The organism is Paralteromonas sediminis (assembly GCF_003820355.1).
GTDB classification, from domain to species: domain Bacteria; phylum Pseudomonadota; class Gammaproteobacteria; order Enterobacterales; family Alteromonadaceae; genus Alteromonas_F; species Alteromonas_F sediminis.
The window spans coordinates 358,835-384,784 of the sequence record NZ_RPOK01000002.1; the positions used below are offsets into that span (position 1 = coordinate 358,835).

A 25,950-nucleotide genomic window follows, 5' to 3' on the forward strand; every position below is an offset into this window, starting at 1 on the left:
CCTTATTTTTCATTATCCTACCCGTATAAAGACTTTATTTATAGGATTAAAATACGCGTTGTCATGCAACCACTTGTTATAGATTTTGCTGGTACAAAACTCACTTCTGCCGAAATTGCGCACTTACAACATCCTTTGGTGGGCGGAGTGATATTGTTCACTCGCAACTTTGAAAATGGGCCGCAGCTCAAGGCCCTTACTGCGCATATCCATAAAGTCAGACCGGATATATTTATTGGGGTCGACCACGAAGGGGGGAGGGTACAGCGTTTTCGGGATGGGTTCACCGCGTTGCCCGCTATGGGCTGTGTAACAGAAGAAGAGGCGTTTGCTTGTGGCATCATAATGGCCTATGAGTTACAGGCACATGGCATAGACTTAAGTTTTGCGCCTGTATTGGATCGCGATAATGGCAGTCGTGTTATCGGTGACAGAGGCTTTAGTGAAAGTGTTGATATTATTGAAAACAGAGCTTCCGCCTTAATCAAAGGACTTCATACCATGGGTTTCCCAGCCTGCGGTAAACACTTTCCAGGCCATGGTAGTGTTGAGGCTGATTCACATATCGACTGCCCGGTGGACAATCGGACAGCGTCTGAAATAAAAATCGACATGCAACCCTTTCATCGGCTGATCAGCAAGGGGATGCTTGACGGTATAATGCCGGCACATGTCATATATTCACACTGTGATGCGTTACCTGCAGGCTATTCACCGTTTTGGTTGCAACAAACACTTAGAGATGAATTGAATTTTAAAGGTGTCATCTTTTCAGATGACTTGTCAATGGAAGGCGCGAGTGTGGCGGGTAGCTATGCCCAGCGCGCTGAAGCGGCGTATGAAGCTGGCTGTGACTATCTATTATTGTGCAACGCACCGGAGCAAGTAGAGCCAGTATTGACGGCGCTAGAGAAGCTGGTGCTTCGACCCAGTCCTAGTTTAAGTAAATCTGATTTATCTCAATGTATTAACCGCCAGCAGTATTACGATGAAGCGCTAAATGTATTAAGAAGGAACCAGCAATGATTAAACCTCTGTGGCTAGGGATAGGTTTGTTTAATGGCCTATTAATGGCGTTGGTTTGCACAATGGCAGGTGCGCAACCGCAAATTACCTCAACAGCGGCAATAACCGTAGTCGTTGCGACCCTATGGGTAAGTGAAGCATTACCGATACCGGTAACGTCCATTATTCCGTTTTTTGCATTTCCCTTTTCGGGTGTGTTGTCAGTTCAAGAAGCCTCATCGGCGCTGGGCAGTCATGTGATTCTGTTGTTAATGGGCGCCTTTATGCTGTCTAAGGCGTTGGAAAAATCCAATGTCCATGAACGACTAGCACTTAATGTGATCCATTTTACTGGCGCTAAGAATGCCAGAACGCTAGTGCTAAGCTTTATGTTCACCGCCGCCTTTTTAAGCATGTGGATATCCAACACGGCTACGGTACTCATGTTATTGCCTATTGCACTTGCTGTTTTAACTAAGTTGAACGCGCCGGCATTGGCACCTATGTTGTTACTGGGTATTGCTTATGCTGGTAGTCTCGGCGGTGTTGGCACACCCGTGGGTACGCCCCCCAATATTATCATGATCAGTATTTACGAAGAGACGTTTGGGCAGGGTATTAATTTTATTCAATGGATGAAAACAGGCGTGCCTATTGTCATTGTGGCTATTCCTATTATCGCATTGTGGCTAACACGTAAAAACTTTACCATCGCTCCCCCTTCGTTGCCCAAGCCTGGCAATTGGCAATCTGCTGAAATACGTGTGTTAGTGGCTTTTCTTATTGTTGTACTCAGCTGGATAACGCGTCCCTATTGGACTGATGCACTGGGTATTTCCGGTGTGAATGACAGTACAGTAGCGTTGGCCGGCGTGGTGTTGATGTGCCTGATCCCCGATGGGAATAAAGAAAAGCCAGGGCGATTACTTGATTGGGAAACGGCCCAAGATATTCCATGGGGAATGTTGCTGCTATTTGCGGGGGGAATTTGTTTAGCGAAGGCATTTACTGCGTCAGGTTTGAGTGTTTTGCTAGGGGAACAGTTTGCCAGTCTTGCTGGGTTATCAGTCATCCTCATTATGCTACTGCTGTGCATTGGTGTGAGTTATTTAACGGAAATAACGTCAAACACCGCCACTGCAACCTTACTGATGCCTATATTGGCAAGTGCAGCGGTTGCTATGGATATTGACCCACTACTGTTGATGATGCCGGCTGCAATCAGTGCCAGTTGTGCCTTTATGATGCCTGTTGCGACTGCACCAAACGCCATTGTTTACGGCAGTGGACTTGTGCCAATTAAAGTCATGGCAAGAGAAGGCGCCATACTAAACTTGATCGTAGCATTTGTGGTGAGCGGTGTAGTATGGCTAACCGTTTAATCGGGGCGAACCAGCACATCTCCCTCGCCGATCAGGTGATTTTGCAAACGGGCAAATACAAACAACCAGTCGGATAAGCGATTGACAAAAGCCATAGCAATATCACTGACCTCATGTTCGCTCGTCAGTGCTACCATCGCTCTCTCTGCGCGTCTGCATACGGTACGGCATACATGCGCCTGACTTGCTAACAGAGTACCTCCGGGCAATATAAAGGCGGTTTGTTGAGGAAGCTTGCTTTGCATGTGATCAATGCCTTCCTCCAGCCAGTCGATGTGCTGCTGCGTTAGCTGACTGGTTGCCGATAAAGCGTAGCCCGCTTCAAAAATTGCACGCTGTATTAACAACAAAGTTTCACTCGTTTTATCATCAGCGTTCGTTCTACTTTGTTCAAGCTGCGCACGCAATAAACCCATCTGAGCATTAAGTTCATCGAGTGCACCATAGACCTCTATGATGGCATCGTCTTTTGTGACGCGTACAGCTTTGTTCACGTAAACGTGTGTGGCTCCTTTATCGCCACCGCGGGTATAAATCTTCATGGTTTTTTGTATCGCCTGATTTCAACCAGCACCCCAAACATGGGGTGATCAAAGTAATGAAGTTGTGTACTAATCACTCTTCGCAGCTGGCTAAAGGGAATATTTGCCAATCGTGCTCGCTCGCTCGAACTGTTGCGCTCTTTAATGGGCTGACGATATAAAAAGTCATTTTCGATATGTAAATAGGGCACGCGATTGACATATTGTAAATACACTTTCATTGCGCCTTCAATTTGCCACAATTCATTTAAGGTCGTTGCTTCGTCCTGAATAGATTGCCGCGGTATACGCTGAATAATCTGCTCGGGCGTTAAACGGTCGGATGTGGCCAAAGCATAGGTAAAGGCTTGCAACGAAGATTCCATCTCCGATGCTACGTCGGTAATGGGAGTCTCTGTTAGCGCATTCCCGAAAGCATCAAAGCGATCAGCATAATTTTGGCCGCCATAAAGACGAATGGTTTTGGCATTATCTTTACCAAATGCTACGGGCTGGCGCCATGCCATATGCAACAGTCTGGTCAGCTTTCTTTCTCGTCTGATGCGCTGGCTCAGTTCAGTGAGGCTATGTTGCTCTGCATCAAGGATATGTGCGCCCCAGGATTCATCCTTGCCAGTACCGTCTATCACCACGGGTAATTGCTCTAACTTTGGATAGCTTGACGTATTGTGAAACAGTGCGTGTGTATCAAAGCAATCAGTCCTCGGTATCTGGGCATCGAACGCCGGGCCTAACACCTCAGGGGCAAAAGCATCTAACCATACTCTAACCGGGTCCAGTTCCACAGGTTGCGCGCTTTCTTCTTCCGTGGATCCTGCGAGCGGAACATAGTCTGGCAGTGTTGGTAAAGGGTAAACCTCTTCAGCGGATATCAGGCGCCAATCTGGCTCCGGATTACATACAGGCAGGCTTTGTAGCAACCAGCTAACATTAGGTTTTGTGACCGTGTTAATAATATCCCAATCCGTCTTTTTGGGGGTAAACTCAGTGCTTTCGACAAATTTCTCTGCAATCTCCTGCAAGCCCTGTCCGCGATCAAAGATGACCACCTCAACATCAAACCACCAGTCTTCCTCTGCCAACACAACAAAGGAGGGGAGAACGACTGAAAGTAACAAACCCACATGAGCTGCTGAGCGACCTATGGCTGCAATCATACTGCGATCAGCTCCTTTTCAAATTTATCCAAGAGTGCTGATACTTTTTTCAGGCGCTTTTCGGCACTATCTGTTTTTAATAGCCATTTGAGCTTTGTACTGCCCTCAAAACGAAACTCTTTGTTGTTTTGTTGGACCAGTTGAATGATAAAACCAGGGTCTACTTTCATTTTTTCATTAAATGCAATGACGCCACCTTGGGCATTTATGTCTATTTTTTCAATGCCAAGTTGTTTCGCTCTGACTTTCAATATTGTGGTCTCTACCAAGTTTTTAGCTTGTGTAGGCAGTAAACCAAAACGATCAATGCATTCAATCTGCACTTCGTTTATCTCGCCCTGAGTCTGACAATTAGCGAACTTTTTGTACAGCGATAATCGCTGATTTACATCATTTATATAGTCATCAGGGAGCAGCGCCGGTATACGTAACTCTACTTCTGTCTGTTTTGCCAATGCGTCATCAAGCGAGGGTTCCTTACCCTGTTTCAAAGCTTCAACAGCCTGGTCAAGCATGTCCATGTATAAGGAAAAACCCACACTGGTTATTTGGCCTGATTGGTCATCACCAAGTAATTCGCCCGCTCCCCTAATTTCTAAGTCATGGGTTGCCAAAGCAAAGCCTGCACCGAGATTTTCAAGTGAGGCAATGGCTTCGAGACGTTTGGTGGCGTCTTTTGTCATACGGCGGGGGTGGGGGGTCAACAAATACGCATAGGCTTGATGGTGCGATCGGCCAACGCGCCCTCGTAACTGATGCAATTGAGCAAGTCCTAAGTGGTCAGCCCGATCCATAATAATAGTGTTAGCTGTTGGTACATCTATACCGGTTTCGACTATGGTGGTGCACACGAGAACATTAAATCTCTGGTGATAAAAATCACTCATTACACTTTCTAATTCTCGCTCCCGCATTTGACCGTGACCAATAGCAATCCTGGCTTCAGGCACAATATCGGCGATTTCCTGCGCGGTTCTCTCTATTGTTTCTACTTCATTATGCAAAAAGTAGACTTGTCCTCCGCGCAGTATTTCACGCATGATAGCTTCGCGTATCACTGCCTCATTACGTTGCTGTACAAACGTTTTAATGGACAGACGTTTGGCCGGTGGGGTAGCGATTATAGAAAGGTCACGCATCCCTGACAGCGCCATATTCAACGTCCTAGGTATTGGCGTTGCAGTAAGGGTAAGAATATCCACATCGGTGCGAAGTGCTTTAAATTTTTCTTTTTGTCTTACGCCAAACCTGTGCTCTTCATCAATTATAACTAAGCCCAAATCAGCAAAACGCATATCGTCCTGAAGCAGCTTATGGGTACCCACCACAATATCAACCGTGCCCTGTTCAATACCGTCCATTACCTGGTTTTTAGTTTTCCCGCTGACAAAACGCGACATCACTTCTATTCTGAACGGCCAACTAGAGAACCTGTCTTTAAAATTTTCATAATGTTGTTGTGCTAACAAAGTGGTAGGGACCAGTATGGCGACCTGTTTGCCTTGATTTGCGGCAATGAATGCTGCGCGCATAGCAACTTCTGTTTTACCAAAGCCTACGTCGCCACATACCAGTCTGTCCATGGCAGTGGCCGTGCCCATATCATTTAATACAGCGGCAATTGCTTGCTGCTGATCGGGCGTTTCCTCGAACGGAAAACTATCGGCAAATTGCTCGTATTCCTGCCAGTTAATGGCATAGGCAAAACCGGGCTTGGCTGCGCGCTTGGCGTAAACATTGAGCAATTCTGCTGCCACATCCCTGACTTTTTCCGCCGCTTTCTTTTTGGCTTTTGCCCAAGCATCTGTGCCAAGGTGATTCAGCGGTGCGGTATCTACATCGCCACCGGTATATCGGGAAATAAGGTGTAATGAGGCAACGGGAACATACAACTTGGCAGCATTGGCATATTCGATATGCAAATACTCAGTAGACACACCTCCTGCATCAAGCGTTTGTAGGCCTTGATAGCGGCCGATCCCGTGGTCAAGATGCACCACAGGCTGACCGATGGATAGCTCCGCTAAATTTCGGATAATCGCGTTTTCGTCGGTCGCTTGTTGTTTTTCTCTTCGACGTCGCTGACTGACTTTGTGACCCAGTAATTCGGTCTCGCTGATCACATACAATGGTCGCTTGTTTTCATCAACAACAAAGGAGCTATCTAGCCAACCAATGGTGATTCCAATCGGCTGCTTACTTTTGATAAATTCGGAGAACGTGGAGAACAGGGTTGGTTTAATGTTGGCTTTGGCCAAAATTTCCAACATGTTTTCCCGTCTACCAGTCGACTCGGCGACGAACAGCATTTTACCCTTCGCCATCTCAGCCTTACTCAATAACGCCACTATGCCGGAATACGGCTGTTTTAGCGCTGAGTTGACGGTGATATTCGCAACAGGAGCAATGTCTGCGTTGACTGTGCCAGCTTTTTCATCGAAATGAGCGTCGGACAAAGAAAGTCGAGGCCATTGCTTAAAGGCCGACAAGATACTGTGTACATCAATAAACACATCATCAGGTGAGAGCAACGGCCGAGACAGGTTATAACGAAGTTGCTCAAAACGATTGTTAATATCTTCCCAATGGCGTTGTGCTGAAGTCTGAACATTACCATGAATAATTAGCGAGGCATTTGGGTGTAGGTAATCAAAAAGTGTTGCTGTCTGTTCAAAAAACAGAGGCAGATAATACTCTATGCCGCCGACCAATGTACCTTTACTGATAGACGGTAACACGCTGTCTTTTGGGTTGTCAGTACCGAACTTATCCAAGTAGCGTTGCCGGAAGTGCTTTAACGCCTCTTTATCGGTAGGAAACTCTCTGGCAGGCAGGAGTCTTATTTTATCGACAGTCTCGGCACTTCGCTGTGTGTCGGGATCAAAGTAGCGAATAGTGTCTATTTCATCGTCAAATAGGTCGAGTCGAAAAGGTTGCTCACTGCCCATGGGAAAGAGATCAATAATGCTGCCTCTGACACTGAATTCACTATGGCTCATTACCTGATTAACGTGCAGGTAGCCCGCTTCTTCCAATTGGCGCCTAAAATTATCTCTGTCCAGCGATTGCCCTTTTTCGAACATGATAACTTCATGAGCCAGGTAGTCAGTGGGAGCAACCCGTTGCATTAAGGTGTTAACAGGAACAATAAATACGCCTTTGTCTGCCCGTGTAAGCTGATACAGGGTTTCTAGACGCTGAGAAACAATATCCTGATGCGGTGAAAAGGCGTCATAGGGCAGCGTTTCCCAATCGGGGAAAAGCGTAATAGCCAAGTCTTTATCTTCAATAAAAAAACGCAGGGTCCGCTCAAGCCGCATTGCAGACGGTGTATCCGCTGTGATTACGACTAACGGGCCTTGGTGTTGTACCAATAAAGCAGTGATTGCGAGTGCGTCACTGCTACCGGAAAGCGCTCCCCAGCGTTTGTGGTCTTGAATGGCTTTATTGGTCTTGGACTTGGGTAAAGGAAGTTGTTGTAAACTTAAATTCATGAGGTTGATGTAGATTGATTCCTGGCTCTTAATTGCTGAGTCTGTAAGTGCAAGCTGGCCCGCACGAGCAGTTCCTGATCGCTTTCGCGAATGCGGCTAAACAAAAACGATGTATGGTACGCATCTTCAACCTGTTCGCAAGCAATGACCTCACCGTAACAGAAAATGGCACTGTGTTCGGTAGGTACAAAAAGCTTTAGCTGGGCAACATCGCCTACTGTCATGGGCCTACTAAGTTTTACCACCATGCCTGCGCCGCCGAACTTAATAGTCGAATGGCGGTATTTTGGATCGTCTTGCTGCTCCAAAATATAGGAGAGCATCCAATCCAGCTTTTGTGCCTGAGCCTGAAAGTACTCAACCAAAACATCCGCTTGATCACCGAGGTTTTTTAGACTGCGTAATAGCGACGTATCGGCCGACGAAAATTGTCCAGCCAGTTTAAAAGCATGAGGCATAAGTGCCTCAAATTCATCACTGTCTGGCAGGGCGGTGTCTTGTGGGATAACATTAACGCTCAATGGGTGCGCAATCATAAAAAAGGCATCAAATTGTTCTTGTTTGTCTGCACTGACACTCATTGCCACTCTACCCCGGGTTTTGGCTTGTTCGCTGTTAAGCTTACACGTATTATGCTTGCAGCTTAAGTCTTCTACTAGTTTTCTATCGACCGATGTTACCGACTCCTTCACTGTTTATCGCAATGCGTTATGCCAAAAGTAGACAAAGCAACAGTTTCGTGGCTTTCATTAACGGCTTTTCGGTTGCTGGGATCACCCTCGGGCTAATGGCATTAATCACTGTGGTTTCAATCATGAATGGTTTCGAAGCTCAATTAAAGCAGCGCGTGCTGGGTGTCGTTCCCCATATTATCACCGAATCTGCAGTAGACAGCACAGTGTTAAGTGGACGGGAAAACGTAAAGGGTGTCATGGCTTTTGAAGAAGGTGAGGCCATTGTGCAATCCTCCACTGAGTTACGCGGTGTCATGTTGCAAGGTGTGTCAGAAGAAGGAATGCGCCAGCATAGTATCGTGACCCAAAATATGTTTCTGGGCGATTTTGTTTTTACCGAGGGGCAATTTCACGCTGTGGTAGGGCGCGCTCTAGCCAGTCAGCTAGGCATTTCAGTTGGTGACAATGTCAGGGTAATGATTGCTGGTAAAACGGTTTACACGCCATTTGGTAGAGTACCCAGTCAGCGTTTAGTGACTGTGTCAGGTATTTTTGACTTGGGATCTCAAGTCGATGACACTGTGATATTCATGCATTGGCAGGATGTGCAAAAACTTAAACGTACCGTGAGTAATGAGAGCAGCCAATGGCGAATCTTTTTAGACGATGCGTTTCAATTTGAATCTGTTGAAAACTGGTTAGTCTCTAAAGGGTATACAGCTACCTCATGGAGAGATAGACAAGGCACCTTATTTGATGCTGTGAAAATGGAAAAAAACCTGATGTTTGTGATGCTGTTGCTGATCATTGCTGTCGCGGCGTTTAATATCGTGTCAGCGTTGGTGATGGTGGTGTCAGAAAAACAGGCAGATATCGCTATTTTGCAAACACAGGGCATGTCACCAGCAAGTATCATGAATATATTTCTAATCAATGGGCTGCTAAATGGAGTCAAAGGGGCAGTGCTAGGCTGTTTGCTTGGTGCGCTGTGTATTATTGGCATCAACCCACTCTTGGCCGCGCTTAACGTACCCTTGGCATTGTCAGTAAATGGCGATGCTGTTCCTATTGTTGTTGACTACGGCCAAATTATGCTTGTGGTAGCGTTATCCTTGGGCTTGTGTTTACTGGCAAGCTTTTACCCTTCAATTAGAGCGATGAGGCTTCAACCCGCTATAACACTGCACAATGAATAACTATTTGTCTAAGTAAAACTTATCGTGAAATGTGTAAACCCAGTCTGGCTTATAAATAACCAGGAGCGTCATCGTCATACCGTTTAACATGGCTTCAGGGAACAACATAAGCGGGGTCAATATTAGGTAATTGTCAAAAGCGACTTGCCAAGTATAAAGGCCATCTAATGTGTAATACCCGGTCAGAAAAAACATTTTTGAGGCGATGCCCAAAGCGCCAGGGAAAAAAGCGCAAATAAAAATATAGACGAATAAGTGCCGAGGCAGTTTGTGAAAGGCGAGCATGAGCACCAGGTAACTAAGGCTCATGGGCAAGACTATACCCAAAAGGCCGTTTACTCCAAACATGGACCAGGACTCTATACCGACTGCCGTTACACCCAGCAGAGCCATAGTCGCGCAGATGATGCCCCATCTCAGCCCCAAAGTAAGCGCTAGGGCAGGCAGCCACAAGAAGTGTACACTTAACCCTTCGTAAATACCTGCTCTGAAAAGCCACAATGTAAAGACCGCGGCTGCACACCCAAAGACCAGGTGTTGTTGCCTGTTATTCTGCAATAAGTCGTGCAACGGGAGATGCCGTGAAATATAAAACAACAAGCCACAAAAACCGGCCAGTGTGGCAATTTGTAATAGGGTCAAACCAAAACCTTTTTAAACGTCAAACCGCGTCCATACCGGTGCGTGATCAGAGGGCTTTTCGATGCCTCTGAGCTCATAATCAACACCAGATTCTACGGCTTTAGCCATTAAAGAGTTTGTTGCCATAATCAAATCAATGCGTAAACCTCTGTTGTCATTAAACCCTTTTGAGCGATAATCAAACCAGCTGAACTTGTCATCAACACTGGGATTTAGTTGTCTAAAGCTGTCAGTAAACCCCCAGTCAAGCAGGGTATTTAACCAAACTCGTTCTTCAGGTAAAAAGCTACACTTTCCTGTTCGTAACCAGCGTTTGCGGTTTTCTTCTCCAATACCAATGTCTTTATCTGTATGTGATATGTTGACATCACCCATCACAACAATATTGTCTTCAGGTGAATGGTAGGTGGTTAAATAGTGCTGTAAATCAGCGTAAAACTTTTGTTTAGCAGGAAACTTTGTTTCGTGATTTCGGTTTTCGCCTTGTGGGAAATAGCCGTTGAGAACAGTAAGAGTCTCGCCATTATCTAATTGCGTTTTTACCATGATCATGCGCTTTTGCGCATCAGCATCGTCAGTAGGAAAGCCATAGGTTATGTCAATCGGCGTTTTTTTGCACAACATAGCCACACCGTAATGTGCCTTTTGCCCATGATAAAAAACCTGATAGCCCATGGCTTCTACAGCCTCAACAGGAAAGAGTTCATTGTGTACTTTTGTCTCCTGCAGGCCGATAATATCGGGCTGGTGAGATGTGATAAGCGCTTCTAGTTGGTGAAGACGCGCACGAATGCCGTTGATATTAAATGAAACCAGTTTCATACGACCCTGTAGTAATGATGTAATTGTGCATCACTGAATAGTAACAAATGAGAAGCAATAAAAGGAATAAACTATGGCACTTACCCTCACTGACACGTTAGCCCAAGAGTGGATGACGCTGGATGCAGAGACCCGACAACAGGGCTTTTTCGACTATTTAAGCAGTACACTGTGTGTATGGGGCTTAAAGGGAGACGACGGCTGGGTAATGCTAGAACAACAGGATAGTGTGTTTTTACCCTTGTGGTCACATGAAATTCTTGCGCAAATGTGGGCGCAACAGCACCATGCCTCCACCACACCGGAGCGTATAAGTTTACATGAATTTAGAACAGCGTGGTTGCCGGGCCTCATTCAGAACGGTGTAGGGGTAGTAGTGAGCCCGAGCGATAAGCATGAAGATGCCATTACCATGTCAGCACAAGAGGTAATGGATGAACTGGGCTGAGCAGGTTAAAAATTCGCATGGCTGGGATGCGGCTACGCGCAAATTAATGCTCGCGGGTAAGGCATTGCCGATTCTGGATGAACAAGACCGATCAGATAGCCATTATATAGAAGGTTGTGAATCACCCGTTTGGCTTAAAGTCAGTATTGATGAGCAGTCTGACCAAGTGTCGATTGAGGCATATTCACCGGGGAAAATTGTCCGTGGATTATTGCAGCTGGTAATAGAGCCGCTTCAGGGGCAACCAGTTCAAACATTCTGCAATTTTGACTTGCTTATGTACATTAGTGAGCTCGGTCTTACGCGCCTACTTAGCCCTTCAAGAAATAATGGTGTATTGAAAGTGATCGAGCGATTGCGTGCCCTGCAACGATCATTGGGTAGCTGCTAATTTCGTTTTGGCTTCAATCCATTGCGACATGTATTGATGGCTTTTCAGTGTTTGATGATTCACGATGCGGGATAGAACATGAGCTTTTCTGTGTTCATCCAAGTGTTGATGAAGGCCTTCTAGCTGGTCAAATACTTCACTAAAGCGACGCGTGTTGACCTGCTGTGACTGGGACAGTATTTTCGCTTTGTCACGGGCCTGTTCCCACGTATGTTGGTCGTTATACAGTTGGGCGACTGCATCAATAAATTCTCTGTCATCTACGGCTATTGTGCCTGGCCAATCTTTTGGTTCAGCAATACCCTGACAACCTATTGCCGTTGTAACACTCGGAGTAGAATAGTGCGTTGCTTCAATAAGTTTGCCTTTGATCCCCGCACCGAATTGAAGGGGGGCGGCAAATACGCGGTAGGGAGTAAAAGCGTCTTCAACAGAATCAACCCAGCCCTTAACTAAGAATCCGGTTGCAGTATTACTCAGTTCTGTGGCTTTTTTGGGCGGGTAAGCACCATAGATATGACACTCTTCAGTCTTACCAATACGTTTGCGTATCGCAGGCCAGAGGCTTCTTAGCTTTAATACGGCATCCCAGTTTGGCGCGTGTTTAAAATTGCCGATAAAACTAATATGCCGCGAAGACGTGAAATGCTTATCTGCGCCATGCGGCATGGGCATACATAATGGGGCCAAGATCATCTGGCTGGCTGGCACGGAAAAATGTGCTTCGAGCCATCGCATTTCATAGTCGGAAATCACTAAAGTTACATCACTTCGCAGGATAGCGGCTGCTTCTCTGAGCGCAATATCCAGGCTGCTCACGTCTTTGTCTTCATCAAGATGTTTTTGCCTGATACTTCTCAAACTATGACAATCCTCGGTATTCAGTACTTTGAGAGCATGTGGTGCAGCATGTGTGACCCGCCACGCGTACTGCTCTTCCGTCATAAAGCGATCAAATATCACAATATCGGGATTCATTGTCTGTACCCAAGTGTCAAATTCACTATCGTTCAACGCGATTTCTTTTATTTGAACACCCAAAGCCATTAAATCAACCGCATGGGTGCTAGCTTGTGCCGCGCATGCAAAAACGACAGACCATTGTTTCTGTTTACACTGTTCAATGATGTTGAGCATATTGCGTCCAGCTGCGGACGATTTTGGCTCTGGCCATACACAGCCAATTATGAGAACGTTCAACTTCTATTTTTAGCTATCCAAACACTGGGCGCAGAATACCATGAAATTAGCCGTTAATTTTAACAATATTGATGCAAAAAACTTGGCATAATCGTCACCTGTGAACTATTTAATAATGAGTAGCGTCCTCAGAGGTTAGCATGAAGTTAGAATCCTTAGTTGCAGAAGCCGAGTCATTGTTTGTGTTACCTGATTCAGTAACACGGCTCAAGGCGTGCATGGATGACAGTGCCAGCAGTATTGAAGATATGGGCACTATTATCTCTACGGATCCAGCGTTAGCCACTCAGTTACTGAAAATTGCAAACAGTTCTCTGTACCGTTTCCCCAACAAGATCGAAACCATTCCTCGAGCATTACAGGTAGTAGGAACGCGCTCTGCTTACGACATGGCACTGGCGTACGGCGTTAGCCATGCTTTCAAAGACATCAGTGGCACACTAATAGATTTGGATAAGTTTTGGGAACAAAGCGTGAGTTGTGCCTTATTGGCTAAACACCTAGGGGAGCGGTATCGGATAAAAGATGCTGAACGGCTTTTTGTTTCTGGCTTATTGCACAACATCGGCGAGTTAGTCGCTATATCTGTTGTGCCCGAACAAGCGAAGAAGTGTCTGAAATTTAATAAAGACATTACACCAGCCAACCTGCAGCATGCAGTATTAGGTTTTCATTACACTACCTTATCGGCACTGCTTATAAAAAAATGGGGGTTGCCAGAACCTATTTGGCAAGCTATCCGCACAATTAATTATGACCCTGCAGATATCACCGAACTTGAGGGGCATATTCTTCAACTGGCTTATAGTTTAGCCCTGGATAACATCAACTCAGATATTTACCCTGCCTACAGCAACGTCAATCCTCACACACAAACACTGCTTGATTTAGAGCGGGCTGATTTAGAAGAAGCATTAGATATCAGCAATATCCAATGCTTGGGTATCTTGTCACTGTTTAATCCCACTGCCTTTATGATGTATTAGGGGCTGGCTAGTCGAAAATTGCCACTGTCTGACGGCTGATAGCAATGGCTTGGTGAGTCTGACTCCAGATAGTCGCTTCCGTATGCCCATAACCATCGTTTGCCTGTCGGGTGTCAGCCTGATAAGCCAGCCAAGCATCGCCAGCAATGTCAGGCATAGGGTGTAAGAAATCAATATGCCAACTAATCGTGCTGGCTGGTGCTGGCCATTTGAGCATCTGCAAAAGTGTTGGAGGCCAAGCATCAATAATGGTGATGAGATGTGCCATTTGAACACTTTCAGGCGCTTCTTTGTAGCGCATCCACCCGTGATAATGACTCGTTTTTTTACGTGTAAAGGGCATACCGCCACCTTCAACACTCAGGTCAAAATGGCGTAAGAACTTTGGCGTCACCTTGGGAATTTGAGGAATGAAATTGCCTTTTTTCGGTGGTGTCATATCGTGACTGTCTTTGTTTGCAACCGTCACATTTGAGGCTCTCGGCGTACCAAAAACAGCCTGGCAGATAACACAGGTTTTCCCGTCTTGCACAATCTTACCCAAAAACTGGGCCACGTTTTTCCCCACTCTCAAGCTTTCAACAACAATATCAAAAGGCGTCTCTAATGCTATCGGACCAATGAAGTTAGTGGTGTAGGCGCGCAAGCACTGCGCGTCGTCGGCATGCTCTTGAATTGCACTAAAGACCATACCTGCACTAATTCCTCCATAGGACGTTCGTCCTTGTGACCAGTCTTTTGGTATAGACAGATTGTTATATAGCCATGATGTTTCGGAAGTTGCCTTGTTTTCTGGCATGCTGAGTAATTGATTTACGTGCATCTGTGGTCCGATGAGTTGTATACTATGGCACCATATTAACGCAATTCTCATATCAAACAAATGTCTGCAAGGTAATTAATCTAAACAGGAGTACGAGTGGATATGTCGAAGCAGTCAGCAAGAGTTCAAATGCATTTTGCCCATGCAAATGGATTTCCATCAGGCAGCTATCGTGCGGTGTTTGACGCTCTTGATAATCAAATCAAGGTGCTGTCAAAGCCCCATTTTGCCTCCGAGCAGACATTCAAACATGATAGAAATTGGCACACATTGGTAAATGAACTGATTCACTACTGTGAACAATTTAAACATGCTGATATACCGTTATGGGCAGTGGGACATTCCATGGGCGCAATCGTTTCATTTAAAGCCTGTTGTGAGAGGCCTGACTTATTTGACGGACTTATCATGTTCGATCCTCCCTTAGTAACAGGGCCATTTGCCCCCTTACTCAGAGCGGCCAAAAAAACTGCCGCCATTGACAAAATAACACCTGCTTCACTATCCGCAGTACGCCGGTCCTACTGGCATAAGTCAGAAGATCCGGTGGCTTATTTCAAGTCAAAGGCCCTGTTTAAAAACATGGACGATAAGTGCATTGCTGATTACGTCGACAGTGGTTTGGTCAGCAAAGGTGAAGGCCGTGAACTAGTAATAAAGGCCGCTACAGAAGCGCAACTATTCAGGCATGTTCCCGATGATCTGAATCGCTTGAATGGCATGTTGCAATGTCCAGGGGTGCTAGTTACTGGACGAGCGAGTGATGTGTGTCGTCCAATCATGTACAGACGGTTTGTAAAACGGCACAACATGCGACACACCGTTGCAGAGGGTGGCCATATGTTTCCACTTGAACACCCCAAAGCAACGGCTACTTTACTTAACCAATTATTACTTGAATAAGTTACTCATGCATGTGGTGAACAATGTTACTGGTTAAATGCTGCCCAAGCATTTCTCGTGTAACAAGCACAACGCCTCTGCTGGATACCCGGAACCCTCTGGCTCTGTCCTCATCGTGGTCATAGCCAATAACAGTACCTTCTGGGATTACGCAACCGCGGTCGATGATGACTTTCCTGAGTTTGCAGTGCCGTTTAATTTCAACGTTAGGCAAAATGACGGCTTCTTCAATCGTGCCATAAGAGTGAATGCGCACGTTAGAAAAACACAGACTACGTCTGAGCGTAGAACCTGAGACTATACAACCTCCTGAGACAACCGAGTTAATAGCTTCTCCACGACGGTTTTCGTCCTCCCACACGAATTTAGCGGGTGGCAGTTGTTCTTGATATGTCCATATAGGCCATTCTTGGTCATACAGGTTGAGCGCGGGTACAGGTGCCACTAGTTCCATATTGGCTTCCCAAAATGAATCAATAGTACCTACATCGCGCCAATAAACTTCGCCCTCGTCACCGCTTTTAAAGTTAAACGCATAGACAGGATGGTCTTTGATAATAGCGGGTATGATGTCTTTACCAAAATCTCTTTCAGAGTTAGCCGTTTCTGCGTCTCTGGCGAGCTGCTCGAACAAAAACTCAGTATCAAATACATAATTACCCATAGAAGCAAGACAACGCGATGGGTCATTGGGTAGCGGGGAAGGGTGTGCGGGTTTTTCTTCAAAGCCCAAAATCCGGTTGTTTTCATCCACTTTCATTACGCCGAAAGCACCGGCAGCTTCTTCTGTTGGCACAGCCATACAGCTAACTGTCATTTTGGCACCTGATTCAACGTGCTGGGCTATCATTGAGCCGTAATCCATGCGATAGATATGGTCACCAGATAAAATAATGACATATTTAGGGTTTTCGTCTCGGATAATATCAATGTTTTGGAATACAGCGTCTGCGGTTCCTTCATACCAGTTGTCGGAAAAACGCTGAGAGGCCGGAAGTACTTCTACCGATTCCCCTAGTTCCTTTTTAAAATGTCCCCAGCCTCTACGCAGATGTCTGATCAATGAGTGCGATTTGTATTGCGTTACTACACCCACTCGTCTGATACCTGAATTTATACAATTTGAAAGAGGAAAATCGATAATGCGAAATTTGCCCCCAAAATACAGTGCGGGCTTGGCGCGCCACGTTGTCAGTTCATGCAGTCGAGATCCTCTTCCTCCGGCCAATATAAGCGCGTAGGTATCTTTAGTTAAATTACTGATATAACGTGACGGGCTTTGATTCATTGCCTCAACTCCGAAAAGATCAAAATAATGTTAATAACATGTGTTAAAAAGGTAACAATAGCTGAAAATTTGATGTAGTTTTAATCGTTCTTCAAATACTTGCACTTTTTCACACGCGACACAATGGAGAGAGGTCAGATGACAGTATTAAAAAATACGCTGCTTGTAGTTTTGGGGGGAATTGCAACGTTACTACTTGTTGGATTGCTTTTACCTTCTGAGTATAAGGTAACCAGAAGTATCGTGGTTGACGCCGCGGCGGCAGATGTGTACGAGCAAGTAGTCGACCTAAAGAAGTGGCAGAGTTGGGGCGTATGGTTTAAGCGTGACCCAAATATGCAAGTGACTTATTCAGGGCCTGAGAAAGCCATTGGTATGAAATCAGTCTGGCAAAGTGAAACCCAGGGAAATGGTGAAATGGAAATAACCGATTTGCATTTCAACAAAGAAGTGGTTTATGACCTCTACTTCCCTGACATGGATATGCGCTCTGAAGGTCGTGTAACCATCACCGAGACAGACACCGGCGTGACTGTAGAGTGGAGTGACAAGGGCGACGTTGGGAGTAATCCTATCAATCGCTATTTCGTTTTATTTATAGATAGTATGCTTGGTCCAGACTTTGAAGACGGGTTAAACAACTTAAAAACCATCGTTGAAAACCCCGTCGCTATGCGTTAATGAGCTGCAAGAGCCAGTGCGCTTTTAGATTGACTTATACGGCCCAATTCAGCCGTAATCATCTGGCCAGCTGAGACCACTTTGTGTAAATCAATGCCTGTTTCAATATTCATACCGTTGAGCATGAAAAGCACATCCTCAGTGGCAACATTGCCACTGGCACCTTTGGCATACGGGCAGCCTCCGAGGCCGGCAACCGCGCTATCGATTACTGCAATACCGTGCTGCAGCGCAATAAGGATATTGGCAAGTGCTTGTCCGTAAGTGTCATGAAAGTGAACCGCGAGTTTAGATGCGTCAATGTCCTTTAATAACACATTAAGCAGATTTGTTGTTTTAACCGGGGTACCTGTGCCAATGGTGTCCCCAAGGGAGACTTCATAGCACCCCATATCAAGCAGAGACTGGGTGACTTCCAAGACGCTCTGAGGAGAAATGTCTCCTTCGTAAGGGCAACCCAATACACAGGATACATAACCTCGCACTGGAATATTGTTTGCTTTTGCTGCGTCGATTACCGCTTCAAATCGCGCCAAACTCTCGGCGATACTGCAGTTGATATTTTTCTGTGAAAACGATTCTGATGCTGCACCAAATATGGCCACTTCATCAACGTTTACGGCCAGTGCACTGTCAAAGCCACGTAAATTTGGTGTGAGCGCGGAATACACCACAGAGGGCAACCGCGTTAACTGTTGAAAAACAGCCTCCGAGTTTGCCATCTGAGGTACCCACTTTGGTGAAACGAAGCTGCCTGCTTCAATCCGCTTGATACCTGCTTGAGCAAGTTGCTCTATTAATGCGACTTTAGTTTCAATGGAAAGTGCCGTAGGTTCATTTTGCAATCCGTCACGCGGACCCACTTCGACCAAAGTTACCTTGTCTGGATACTTAATCATGGTTTCCCTCAAAAGCAAGTAGTGTGCTTCCTCCTTCAACCAGTTCTCCTGGCGCAAAGAAAAACTCTGTGACCATACCATCGCAAGGTGCATTTAGCGTTTGTTCCATTTTCATGGCTTCGATGACGATTAGTCCGTCACCTTTTTTGACTGACTGGCCGGTTTCTACTAATAGCGTAACGACAGTACCATTCATGGGGGCTACAAAACTCTCGCCTTGGCTGCCATTGTCACTGTCACCATAATCTGGCACTACCTTTTGAAAAGACAACGCTTGGTCGGGCTTAAATAACTTGTAGTCATTTTCATTGTGAGCAAATGAGGCACGAATAAGGTGGCCATCAATGTTGGCGCTTAGTTCATTGCCTTGCAAACTACCCGATACAAGCCACTGACGGGCATTGTGCTCAACAAGCCATGACGAAGGTTGCAAAGGGGAGGGCTGACCAATGCGAATGTCCAGTTCCTGTTGCGGTGTTTTCAGTGTCATCAACTGAGTGTGGACACTATTTGCACGCCAGCTAGTATGCAGCGCCCAGGGGGATGTCATGTCTTGGTCAAAGATTGGGGTTTCCATGGAATCTTGCAGCAATACCCCCAATGCCATCAAAGGTATTGTATTTCCCTCTAGTGTCGCGTCACCATCAAATAGCAAATCGTTGTGTTTTTCGATAAAAGTGGTCGATAAATCTGCATTTACAAACGGTTGACTGCACGCCAGGTTGTAAAGAAAGTTGATGTTCGTAATCACGCCATCAATATGATATTGACGAAGGGCCCGCTGCAGTCGCAGTAAGGCTCGTTGCCTGTCAGTATCCCACACGATGAGCTTGGCGATCATTGGGTCGTAGTAGACTGACACCTCATCACCTTCAACAACGCCAGTATCTACTCTTACATTCTGTGTTTCTTCAGGCGGACGAAGTAATGTGAGCCTGCCCGTTGCGGGGAGAAAGTCGTTATCGGCATCTTCCGCATAGATTCGTGCTTCAAATGCATGACCATTAAGAGTTAACTCTGACTGCTGTTTTGGCAGTGGCTGACCGTTAGCAACTTTTATCTGCCAGGCAACTAAGTCTTCGCCGGTTATCATTTCTGTTACCGGGTGCTCAACCTGCAAACGAGTATTCATTTCCATAAAGTAAAATGAACCGTCAATATCCAGCAAGAATTCAACGGTTCCTGCACCCACATAATTGATTGCCTGAGCGGCTTTGAGTGCCGCTTCTCCCATGTGAGTGCGTAGCTGGTCGTTCAAGCCAGGTGCGGGTGCTTCTTCAATCACTTTTTGGTGGCGTCGTTGAACCGAACAATCGCGTTCAAACAAATACACGCCGTTGCCCTGCTGATCACAAAATACCTGTATTTCTACGTGTCTAGGCTGGGTTAGGTATTTCTCTACCAGCATGATGTCGTCGCCAAAGGCACTTTGTGCTTCGCGCTTAGCCGCGGCTAGCGCTTGGTCAAATTCGGACTCAGAGTGGACTTGACGCATGCCTTTTCCGCCACCACCAGCGGCGGCCTTTAGAAGAACGGGATAGCCCATGTTTGCGGCGTGTTGTTTCAGTGTATCTGGTTTTTGATCATCACCATGATAACCCGGCACTAAAGGTACACCAGCCTGTTCCATAATGCGTTTTGCCGCAGATTTAGAGCCCATGGCTCTGATCGCGTCGCTTGGAGGGCCAATGAAAACAATATTTGCTTGTTCACAGGAATCTGCAAAAGCCGCATTCTCCGAGAGAAACCCATAACCCGGATGAATAGCGTCAACGCCAAGACGCTTTGCTTCTTGTAAAATCAAATCTGCCTTGAGATAGCTATCTTTTGCTGGCGCTTTACCTAGGTACACCGCTTCGTCAGCCATGTTGACGTGCAGCGCGTTTTCGTCTGCTTCAGAATAAACGGCAACCGTCGCTATACCAAGTGTTCTGGCTGTTTTGATCACCCGACAAGCAATCTCTCCACGGTTAGCAATGAGTATTTTTTTAATCATGGTTTATCCTTGACTGTCATTTCGCCATGTTGGCGCGCGCTTTTCTAAAAAGGCTGACAGGCCTTCCTGTCCCTCTTCAGAGACACGGATATGGGCGATTCGCTCACTGGTTTCTATTAGCATGTCTGCGTCGATGGTTTTGCCTGCTATATCATGAGACAGTGCCTTAGCGGCAGACACAGCATGTGGGCCGTTTTTCAGCAAAGCCGACACGATTTCTTCTATCGTCGTGTCTAATGAATCTTCTGTTACCGTTTCACTAATTAAACCAAGCCGTCTTGCCCGTCGTGAAGAAAATACTTCGGCTGTCATAAAATAGCGTCTGGCAATGCGTTCACCCATCGCTTTCATGACATACGGACTGATGGTTGCTGGAATCAGTCCTAATTTCACTTCACTGAGACAGAATTTACTGAGTTTACTTGCAACAGCAATGTCGCAGCAGGCAATAAGCCCTACCGCACCACCAAATGCAGCGCCCTGTACCCGGGCTATAGTGGGTTTGGGTAGCCTGTACAAAGTATCCAGCAACTCGGCCAACCTGTGAGCATCATCTTTATTTTCTTGCTCGCTGTACTTAACCATTCGTTGCATCCAGGTTAAGTCAGCGCCTGCACAAAAGTGCTTCCCTTCTGCCTGCAAGACTAATACTCTGACGTTATCGTCGCCTGCAGCCTGCTGTAGGTACACTGTCATCTTACTGATGAGTACGTCATCAAATGCATTGTGTTTTTCTGGGCGGTTTAGTGTTAAGTAGGCGACACCGTTTCCGTCCACACGGTAATCCACACCAGTTTCTTTATCTAGCATGTCTTTATCCTTACATTCTGAAGATGCCAAATTTAGTTGGCTCTATAGGCTTATTCAAAGCCGCTGAAATTGATAGGCCCAGTACCATTCGCGTATCGGCAGGATCGATAACGCCGTCGTCCCAAAGTCGGGCAGACGCGTAGTAGGGATGGCCCTGGTGCTCATAGCCGTCGATAATGGGTTGCTTAAAGGCAGCTTGTTCCTCGTCTGACCAGGCTTCTCCCTGACGGGCCTTCTGGTCTGCTTTGACTTGTGCAAGCACGCCGGCAGCTTGCTCTCCACCCATGACAGAGATACGTGCATTTGGCCACATGAAAAGGAAACGCGGGTCGTAGGCGCGCCCACACATACCGTAATTACCAGCACCAAAACTGCCACCAATAAGAATGGTAAATTTAGGCACATTAGCACAAGCTACCGCGGTGACCATCTTGGCACCGTGCTTGGCAATACCACCCGCTTCGTACTGTTTTCCTACCATAAAACCAGTGATATTTTGCAGAAAAACCAGAGGTATGCCACGTTGAGCACACAGCTCAATAAAGTGCGCGCCCTTTTGTGCAGACTCACTAAACAAAATCCCATTGTTTGCCACTATACCCACTGGATAACCGAAAATACGAGAGAAGCCGCACACCAGTGTCGTTCCATACAGGGCCTTAAATTCATCAAAATCTGAATCATCCACAATGCGTGCAATAATTTCCCTGACATCATAGGACTTTTTATTGTCTGCAGGTACGATGCCATAGATTTCTTCCGCACTATAGCGCGGTGCAAGGGTTGGCTTTATGTCCAGAGTGAGTCGTTTGGTTCGGTTGAGTCGGGCTACAGCTTCTCTGGCTAGTTGCAGTGCATGATGATCGTTATTGGCAAGATGGTCTGCAACACCTGAAGTACGCGTATGCACATCACCACCACCGAGTTCCTCAGCGGTAACGACTTCACCGGTTGCTGCTTTTACCAGCGGAGGGCCGCCCAAAAAGATGGTACCCTGTTCCTTAACAATGATGCTTTCGTCTGCCATCGCCGGAACATAAGCGCCACCAGCGGTGCAGGACCCCATCACCACGGCAATCTGAGGAATATTCTTGGCTGACATTCTGGCTTGATTAAAGAAAATGCGTCCAAAATGCTCTTTGTCTGGAAAAACTTCATCTTGACGGGGTAGGTTGGCGCCACCTGAATCAACTAAATAGATACATGGAAGGTGGTTTTCTTCAGCGATCGCCTGCGCCCGCAGATGCTTTTTAACGGTAAGCGGATAGTAAGTTCCGCCCTTTACCGTCGCATCATTGGCGACAATCATACATTCCACGCCACTGACGCGGCCAATCCCTGCAACAACGCCAGCACACGGGACATAATCGTCATATACATCCCATGCTGCAAGCTGACCAATTTCTAAAAACGCGGAACCTGGGTCAAGTAAGGCATCAATACGGTCTCGCGGGAGTAACTTTCCCCGTGACTGATGACGTAGCGCAGCACTCTCGCCACCACCTTGTTTGATTTGTTCTACTTTTTGCCTAAGCGCCTCAAGCTGTGTTGCCATCGCACTTGCATTGGCAACAAACTCTTTAGACTTTGTATTAATTGCTGAGTGTAAAATAGTCATATCAGCAGGACTCTGTAAATAGCTCTCGGCCAATCAGCATACGGCGTATTTCAGACGTGCCTGCACCAATTTCATATAATTTAGCATCGCGCAATAATCGCCCGGTGGGGTATTCATTAATGTAGCCATTTCCGCCCAATATCTGAATTGCATCAAGTGCCATTTTGGTCGCTAGCTCTGCAGAGTATAAAATGGCACCCGCTGCGTCTTTACGCGTTGTTTCGCCTCTGTCACAAGATTTGGCTACGGCGTAGACATACGCTCTAGCCGCATTCATTTGAGTGTACATATCGGCCACTTTGCCTTGTACTAATTGGAATTGACCTATTGGCTTGCCAAACTGTTCGCGATCGTGAATATACGGTACAACGGCATCCATGCAGGCTTGCATGATACCCAGTGGACCACCAGACAAAACCAGTCTTTCGTAGTCGAGACCACTCATCAAGACACGAACACCTTCACCGATATTTCCCATTACGTTCTCTTCAGGCACTTCACAATCTTCGAAAACAAGTTCACAAGTGTTTGAGGAGCGCATGCCTAGCTTGTCTAGCTTTTGAGCACGTGAGAAACCGGGAAAATCTCGTTCTACGATAAATGCTGTGATACCTTTTGAGCCGCCTTGTGGGTCGGTTTTTGCGTAAATAACAAATGTGTGAGCGTCAGGACCGTTTGTTATCCACATCTTATTGCCATTGAGGATATATTTGTCACCTTTCTTTTCAGCCCTGAGTTTCATACTCACCACGTCAGAACCTGCATTGGGCTCACTCATGGCAAGGGCACCGATATGCTCACCGCTCACCAGCTTTGGCAGATACTTCTCTTTTTGTGCGTCACTGCCATTGCGATATATTTGATTCACACATAGGTTGGAGTGTGCGCCATAACTCAGGCCAATGCCCGCAGATGCCCGGCTTACTTCTTCCATGGCTACAGTGTGGGCAAGGTAACCCATCTCACTACCACCGTATTGCTCTCCAACAGTCACACCGAGCAAACCCATCTCACCCAGTTTAGGCCATAATTCATTGGGAAATTGGTTGCTCTCGTCTGAAGATTCAGCCAATGGTGCGATTTCTGCCTGTGAAAACTGATACACTTGGTCGCGCAGCATATCGATATCTTCGCCCAAGTCGAAATTAAGGGTTGGGTAGGGTACGTTCATTATCACTTTCCTCGGGTTAATTCGGCTAATTCTTCTTTACAGCGATTTTCCACTTCATCCAGCTCGTTCATTAACATCTGAATGTCATCAAGTTGCTGTTCCAGAACCGCTCTTTTTTGTTCAGTAAGGGTAAGCATAGTTTGTAGTTGAGCAATTGAGTTATTACTCGTATCGTAAAGCTCAAATAACGTTTTTATTTCTGCAAGGGAAAAGCCCAGTCTCTTGCCGCGTAGCACAAGTTTTAATCTTACCTTGTCTTTATTACTGTAGACACGGTTCTGGCCTGTGCGTTTGGGGCTGAGCAACCCTTGCTCTTCATAAAAGCGAATGGAGCGTGGCGTAATATCAAAGTCTTTAGCCAGCTCACCTATAGACATAGTTGCCATAAGCGCCTCTTTACAACTAATGTGATGCTAAGTGATAAGCGCATTGACATTTTGCACTTAGCACTTTACGTTAACGTTAATGGGTGTTTACGTTAAGGTAAAGTTGCCTAAACGTCAATTAGATTCATAGGTAGGAAATAAAATGAGTAATTCACTGCGTAAAGAAGTGGTTATCGTGGCGGCAAAAAGAACGCCGATGGGCAGTTTCATGGGCAGCCTTTCTAGTGTATCAGCACCGGAATTAGGTGCTGTTGCGATCAGTAGCGTAGCGGACAAAAAGGTTCAAGATCATGTAGATGAAGTGATTATGGGCTGCGTATTACCCGCTGGCTTGGGTCAATCACCTGCTCGCCAAGCTAGTTTGCGCGCGGGACTACCTTTAAAAGCCGGCGTGACAACTATCAATAAAGTCTGCGGGTCAGGTATGAAAGCGCTAATGCTGGCAAACGATCTCATTGTTGCAGGCTCAGCAGATGTCATAGTCGCCGGAGGTATGGAGAATATGAGTAGTGCGCCTTACCTATTGCCAAAAGGCAGAAGCGGAATGCGCATGGGACATGGTCAGGTGCTCGATCACATGATGCTGGACGGTCTCGAGAACGCCTATGATGGCAAAGCAATGGGGTGCTTCGCTCAAGATACCGCAGATTCAGAGGGTATTTCCCGTGAAGATATGGATAATTTTGCTCTGCAGTCTTTGTCACGGGCGAATACAGCGATTAAAGAGGGTCTTTTTGATAATGAAATTGAACCAGTAACAGTCACCTATAAGAAAGGCGATGTCGTTGTTGATACAGATGAGAGCCCACTTAACGCCAAACCAGATAAAATTCCCTCTTTGCGCCCTGCATTTAAACGAGATGGCACCGTTACCGCCGCCAACTCCAGTTCGATTTCCGATGGCGCTGCCGCGTTGTTAGTGATGTCAGGCGATAAGGCAACTGAACTTGGCTATAAGCCCATTGCCCGTATCGTTGCGCATGCCACCAATGCCATCGCGCCGGAAGATTTTACTGTTGCACCCGTAGAGGCCATTAATAAAGTGCTTGAAAAAGCAAGTTGGCAAAAAGAAGACGTCGATCTTTTTGAAATTAATGAAGCTTTTGCCATGGTTACCATGCTAGCCATTCAGAAATTGGGTTTAGATGGCACTAAAGTGAACGTTCACGGTGGTGCATGTGCGCTGGGCCATCCCATTGGTGCATCTGGCGCGAGGATCATCGTTACCCTGTTACATGCGCTGAAGCTGCGAGGATTAAAGAAAGGGGTTGCTTCACTGTGTATCGGAGGGGGCGAGGCAACTGCCATTGCTCTTGAATTAACCGATTGATAAATATGATGAAATGGCGTTGCTATTGAAAGTATAATAGCAACGCGAGATACTGAGCGCAGGATAAAATAATAAAAGATTAAACTGGGTGAATCGCGCTTTTTTC

Annotated in this window: 24 protein-coding genes; 9 read left to right on the forward strand and 15 right to left on the reverse strand. The window is 46.3% G+C overall.

The genetic code is table 11. The annotated features are described in order from the left end of the window. Positions 1-63: 63 nt before the first annotated feature. On the forward strand, positions 64-1,026 hold the full coding sequence (gene nagZ, locus DRW07_RS06880; RefSeq protein WP_124027155.1) for a beta-N-acetylhexosaminidase: 963 nt from the start codon (positions 64-66) through the stop codon (positions 1,024-1,026). A 44-nt stretch (positions 1,027-1,070) separates the two neighbouring features. After that, positions 1,071-2,387, forward strand: coding sequence for an SLC13 family permease (locus tag DRW07_RS06885; RefSeq protein WP_240630549.1), 1,317 nt, complete (start codon positions 1,071-1,073; stop codon positions 2,385-2,387). On the opposite strand, the gene DRW07_RS06890 is transcribed toward DRW07_RS06885, so the two are convergent. From DRW07_RS06890 to DRW07_RS06905, 4 genes are read right to left on the reverse strand one after another with little or no spacing between them, the layout of a single operon-like run. Next, on the reverse strand, positions 2,384-2,929 hold the full coding sequence (locus DRW07_RS06890; protein ID WP_124027157.1) for a cob(I)yrinic acid a,c-diamide adenosyltransferase: 546 nt from the start codon (positions 2,927-2,929) through the stop codon (positions 2,384-2,386). The two genes, DRW07_RS06885 and DRW07_RS06890, sit on opposite strands and share 4 nt — an antisense overlap. After that, on the reverse strand, positions 2,926-4,086 hold the full coding sequence (locus tag DRW07_RS06895; protein WP_124027158.1) for a CsiV family protein: 1,161 nt from the start codon (positions 4,084-4,086) through the stop codon (positions 2,926-2,928). Before DRW07_RS06895 ends, DRW07_RS06890 begins: the two co-directional genes overlap by 4 nt. Further along, on the reverse strand, positions 4,083-7,580 hold the full coding sequence (mfd, locus tag DRW07_RS06900; RefSeq protein ID WP_124027159.1) for a transcription-repair coupling factor: 3,498 nt from the start codon (positions 7,578-7,580) through the stop codon (positions 4,083-4,085). The genes DRW07_RS06895 and mfd overlap by 4 nt, the downstream gene beginning before the upstream one ends. Beyond that, positions 7,577-8,161: a PilZ domain-containing protein gene (locus tag DRW07_RS06905; protein ID WP_124027160.1), complete on the reverse strand. Its 585-nt coding sequence runs from the start codon at positions 8,159-8,161 to the stop codon at positions 7,577-7,579. The genes mfd and DRW07_RS06905 overlap by 4 nt, the downstream gene beginning before the upstream one ends. A 92-nt stretch (positions 8,162-8,253) precedes the next feature. Here DRW07_RS06905 and DRW07_RS06910 point away from each other — a divergent pair, with 92 nt between their 5' ends. Next, positions 8,254-9,450: a lipoprotein-releasing ABC transporter permease subunit gene (locus DRW07_RS06910; RefSeq protein WP_124027161.1), complete on the forward strand. Its 1,197-nt coding sequence runs from the start codon at positions 8,254-8,256 to the stop codon at positions 9,448-9,450. On the opposite strand, the gene DRW07_RS06915 is transcribed toward DRW07_RS06910, so the two are convergent. Together DRW07_RS06915 and xthA are read right to left on the reverse strand one after the other, a co-directional pair. Further along, complete coding sequence (locus tag DRW07_RS06915) at positions 9,451-10,092, reverse strand: energy-coupling factor ABC transporter permease (protein ID WP_124027162.1); 642 nt, start codon at positions 10,090-10,092, stop codon at positions 9,451-9,453. A 12-nt stretch (positions 10,093-10,104) separates the two neighbouring features. Further along, the gene (gene xthA, locus DRW07_RS06920) at positions 10,105-10,914 is read right to left on the reverse strand and encodes an exodeoxyribonuclease III (protein WP_124027163.1); all 810 of its coding nucleotides are present in this window, start codon (positions 10,912-10,914) and stop codon (positions 10,105-10,107) included. A gap of 73 nt (positions 10,915-10,987) precedes the next feature. On the opposite strand from xthA, the gene DRW07_RS06925 reads away from it, so the two are divergent. Together DRW07_RS06925 and DRW07_RS06930 are read left to right on the forward strand one after the other, a co-directional pair. After that, positions 10,988-11,362, forward strand: coding sequence for a DUF2750 domain-containing protein (locus DRW07_RS06925; protein WP_124027164.1), 375 nt, complete (start codon positions 10,988-10,990; stop codon positions 11,360-11,362). Further along, complete coding sequence (locus DRW07_RS06930) at positions 11,349-11,753, forward strand: SufE family protein (protein ID WP_124027165.1); 405 nt, start codon at positions 11,349-11,351, stop codon at positions 11,751-11,753. Before DRW07_RS06925 ends, DRW07_RS06930 begins: the two co-directional genes overlap by 14 nt. Here the strand turns inward: DRW07_RS06930 and DRW07_RS06935 are convergent. Next, complete coding sequence (locus DRW07_RS06935; RefSeq protein ID WP_124027166.1) at positions 11,736-12,890, reverse strand: glycosyltransferase; 1,155 nt, start codon at positions 12,888-12,890, stop codon at positions 11,736-11,738. The genes DRW07_RS06930 and DRW07_RS06935 overlap by 18 nt on opposite strands. A 203-nt stretch (positions 12,891-13,093) precedes the next feature. Here DRW07_RS06935 and DRW07_RS06940 point away from each other — a divergent pair, with 203 nt between their 5' ends. Beyond that, positions 13,094-13,939 carry an HDOD domain-containing protein gene (locus tag DRW07_RS06940; protein WP_124027167.1) on the forward strand — a complete coding sequence of 282 codons (846 nt, stop codon included), beginning with the start codon at positions 13,094-13,096 and terminating at the stop codon, positions 13,937-13,939. A 7-nt stretch (positions 13,940-13,946) separates the two neighbouring features. Here DRW07_RS06940 and DRW07_RS06945 read toward each other — a convergent pair whose 3' ends face one another. Next, positions 13,947-14,762, reverse strand: a complete 816-nt coding sequence (locus DRW07_RS06945) for an acyl-CoA thioesterase (protein WP_124027168.1) — start codon at positions 14,760-14,762, stop codon at positions 13,947-13,949. Between the two features lie 102 nt (positions 14,763-14,864). On the opposite strand from DRW07_RS06945, the gene DRW07_RS06950 reads away from it, so the two are divergent. Further along, positions 14,865-15,665: an alpha/beta fold hydrolase gene (locus DRW07_RS06950; protein ID WP_124027169.1), complete on the forward strand. Its 801-nt coding sequence runs from the start codon at positions 14,865-14,867 to the stop codon at positions 15,663-15,665. Between the two features lies 1 nt (position 15,666). Here the strand turns inward: DRW07_RS06950 and glgC are convergent, their stop codons facing one another. Then, on the reverse strand, positions 15,667-16,953 hold the full coding sequence (glgC, locus tag DRW07_RS06955; protein WP_124027170.1) for a glucose-1-phosphate adenylyltransferase: 1,287 nt from the start codon (positions 16,951-16,953) through the stop codon (positions 15,667-15,669). A gap of 138 nt (positions 16,954-17,091) precedes the next feature. Here glgC and DRW07_RS06960 point away from each other — a divergent pair, with 138 nt between their 5' ends. Continuing rightward, positions 17,092-17,634, forward strand: coding sequence for an SRPBCC family protein (locus DRW07_RS06960; RefSeq protein WP_124027171.1), 543 nt, complete (start codon positions 17,092-17,094; stop codon positions 17,632-17,634). On the opposite strand, the gene DRW07_RS06965 is transcribed toward DRW07_RS06960, so the two are convergent. Genes DRW07_RS06965 through DRW07_RS06990 form a run of 6 tightly spaced genes read right to left on the reverse strand, consistent with a single transcriptional unit; the run spans position 17,631 to position 24,514 of the window. After that, on the reverse strand, positions 17,631-18,533 hold the full coding sequence (locus DRW07_RS06965) for a hydroxymethylglutaryl-CoA lyase (RefSeq protein WP_124027567.1): 903 nt from the start codon (positions 18,531-18,533) through the stop codon (positions 17,631-17,633). The genes DRW07_RS06960 and DRW07_RS06965 overlap by 4 nt on opposite strands. Further along, positions 18,526-20,529 carry an acetyl/propionyl/methylcrotonyl-CoA carboxylase subunit alpha gene (locus DRW07_RS06970; protein WP_124027172.1) on the reverse strand — a complete coding sequence of 668 codons (2,004 nt, stop codon included), beginning with the start codon at positions 20,527-20,529 and terminating at the stop codon, positions 18,526-18,528. Before DRW07_RS06970 ends, DRW07_RS06965 begins: the two co-directional genes overlap by 8 nt. A gap of 3 nt (positions 20,530-20,532) precedes the next feature. Beyond that, positions 20,533-21,339: an enoyl-CoA hydratase/isomerase family protein gene (locus DRW07_RS06975; RefSeq protein ID WP_124027173.1), complete on the reverse strand. Its 807-nt coding sequence runs from the start codon at positions 21,337-21,339 to the stop codon at positions 20,533-20,535. 10 nt (positions 21,340-21,349) lie between these two features. Further along, on the reverse strand, positions 21,350-22,957 hold the full coding sequence (locus DRW07_RS06980) for a carboxyl transferase domain-containing protein (protein WP_124027174.1): 1,608 nt from the start codon (positions 22,955-22,957) through the stop codon (positions 21,350-21,352). Position 22,958: 1 nt separating this feature from the next. Then, a complete protein-coding gene (locus tag DRW07_RS06985; protein ID WP_124027175.1) occupies positions 22,959-24,128 on the reverse strand; it encodes an isovaleryl-CoA dehydrogenase in 1,170 nt (389 codons plus the stop codon). A 2-nt stretch (positions 24,129-24,130) separates the two neighbouring features. Next, positions 24,131-24,514: a MerR family transcriptional regulator gene (locus tag DRW07_RS06990; RefSeq protein WP_124027176.1), complete on the reverse strand. Its 384-nt coding sequence runs from the start codon at positions 24,512-24,514 to the stop codon at positions 24,131-24,133. Positions 24,515-24,656: 142 nt separating this feature from the next. Between DRW07_RS06990 and DRW07_RS06995 the strand changes: the two genes are divergently transcribed. Beyond that, on the forward strand, positions 24,657-25,844 hold the full coding sequence (locus DRW07_RS06995) for a thiolase family protein (protein ID WP_124027177.1): 1,188 nt from the start codon (positions 24,657-24,659) through the stop codon (positions 25,842-25,844). The last annotated feature ends 106 nt before the right edge of the window (positions 25,845-25,950 follow it).

Coding starts and splice junctions, on each gene's coding strand:
- nagZ (WP_124027155.1), top strand. CDS start 64: ATGCAACCACTTGTTATAGATTTTGCTGGTACAAAACTCACTTCTGCC.
- DRW07_RS06885 (WP_240630549.1), top strand. CDS start 1,071: ATGGCGTTGGTTTGCACAATGGCAGGTGCGCAACCGCAAATTACCTCA.
- DRW07_RS06890 (WP_124027157.1), bottom strand. CDS start 2,929: ATGAAGATTTATACCCGCGGTGGCGATAAAGGAGCCACACACGTTTAC.
- DRW07_RS06895 (WP_124027158.1), bottom strand. CDS start 4,086: ATGATTGCAGCCATAGGTCGCTCAGCAGCTCATGTGGGTTTGTTACTT.
- mfd (WP_124027159.1), bottom strand. CDS start 7,580: ATGAATTTAAGTTTACAACAACTTCCTTTACCCAAGTCCAAGACCAAT.
- DRW07_RS06905 (WP_124027160.1), bottom strand. CDS start 8,161: ATGAGTGTCAGTGCAGACAAACAAGAACAATTTGATGCCTTTTTTATG.
- DRW07_RS06910 (WP_124027161.1), top strand. CDS start 8,254: ATGTTACCGACTCCTTCACTGTTTATCGCAATGCGTTATGCCAAAAGT.
- xthA (WP_124027163.1), bottom strand. CDS start 10,914: ATGAAACTGGTTTCATTTAATATCAACGGCATTCGTGCGCGTCTTCAC.
- DRW07_RS06925 (WP_124027164.1), top strand. CDS start 10,988: ATGGCACTTACCCTCACTGACACGTTAGCCCAAGAGTGGATGACGCTG.
- DRW07_RS06930 (WP_124027165.1), top strand. CDS start 11,349: ATGAACTGGGCTGAGCAGGTTAAAAATTCGCATGGCTGGGATGCGGCT.
- DRW07_RS06935 (WP_124027166.1), bottom strand. CDS start 12,890: ATGCTCAACATCATTGAACAGTGTAAACAGAAACAATGGTCTGTCGTT.
- DRW07_RS06940 (WP_124027167.1), top strand. CDS start 13,094: ATGAAGTTAGAATCCTTAGTTGCAGAAGCCGAGTCATTGTTTGTGTTA.
- DRW07_RS06945 (WP_124027168.1), bottom strand. CDS start 14,762: ATGCACGTAAATCAATTACTCAGCATGCCAGAAAACAAGGCAACTTCC.
- DRW07_RS06950 (WP_124027169.1), top strand. CDS start 14,865: ATGTCGAAGCAGTCAGCAAGAGTTCAAATGCATTTTGCCCATGCAAAT.
- glgC (WP_124027170.1), bottom strand. CDS start 16,953: ATGAATCAAAGCCCGTCACGTTATATCAGTAATTTAACTAAAGATACC.
- DRW07_RS06960 (WP_124027171.1), top strand. CDS start 17,092: ATGACAGTATTAAAAAATACGCTGCTTGTAGTTTTGGGGGGAATTGCA.
- DRW07_RS06965 (WP_124027567.1), bottom strand. CDS start 18,533: ATGATTAAGTATCCAGACAAGGTAACTTTGGTCGAAGTGGGTCCGCGT.
- DRW07_RS06970 (WP_124027172.1), bottom strand. CDS start 20,529: ATGATTAAAAAAATACTCATTGCTAACCGTGGAGAGATTGCTTGTCGG.
- DRW07_RS06975 (WP_124027173.1), bottom strand. CDS start 21,339: ATGCTAGATAAAGAAACTGGTGTGGATTACCGTGTGGACGGAAACGGT.
- DRW07_RS06980 (WP_124027174.1), bottom strand. CDS start 22,957: ATGACTATTTTACACTCAGCAATTAATACAAAGTCTAAAGAGTTTGTT.
- DRW07_RS06985 (WP_124027175.1), bottom strand. CDS start 24,128: ATGAACGTACCCTACCCAACCCTTAATTTCGACTTGGGCGAAGATATC.
- DRW07_RS06990 (WP_124027176.1), bottom strand. CDS start 24,514: ATGGCAACTATGTCTATAGGTGAGCTGGCTAAAGACTTTGATATTACG.
- DRW07_RS06995 (WP_124027177.1), top strand. CDS start 24,657: ATGAGTAATTCACTGCGTAAAGAAGTGGTTATCGTGGCGGCAAAAAGA.